Annotated in this window: 1 pseudogene; it reads right to left on the bottom strand. The window is 77.6% G+C overall.

The features are described from left to right. Window positions 1-545 (bottom strand): annotated as a pseudogene (locus NWP09_RS13200) (ABC transporter); the annotation flags it as partial.

The raw sequence follows: 545 nt of genomic DNA, 5'->3' as shown, positions 1-545 counted from the left end.
GCGCCGCGCCGCGCCGACCGCCCCGCCGATGACCGCCGCGACGATGCCGAGCACGACGCCCAGCAGCAGCCCGCCGATGAGCGCGACGAGCGGGATCGGCCAGCCGTCGAGCCACGTCGCGGTGCCCTCGACCTGCGGGATGGCCGGCGCGACCATGCCCCAGACCGGCAGCAGCACGGGGAGCAGCAGCCAGATCCCGCCGATCACGGCGACGATCAGCGCGAGCCACTGGATCGCGGCGAGCAGCGGCCACCACCACGAGGCGCGGGCGCCGAGGTCGGTGCGGGCGACCGCCCGGTCGAGCTCCGACGGCAGCGACTCGAGCGCATCCGCCGCGTGCTCGTGGATCGCAGCCCGCCACCCCTCGCCCAGCCCAGCGGCGGCCGAGTCGGCGTAGGCGCGCACGGCGGTGCCGGCCTGCGCGCGCTGCGCCGCGTTCATCGGCGGCAGGCTCGTGCGGTGCACCTCGGCGTCACGGCCCGCGTCGCGGCCGTACGAGAGGTGCAGCCGGCGCAGCGGATCGGGCGCGAGCCGCAGCATCCACG

It is taken from the genome of Agrococcus sp. HG114 (assembly GCF_024723325.1).
Classification (GTDB): Bacteria; Actinomycetota; Actinomycetes; order Actinomycetales; family Microbacteriaceae; genus Agrococcus.
This window is presented reverse-complemented; position numbering and strand designations above follow the sequence as displayed.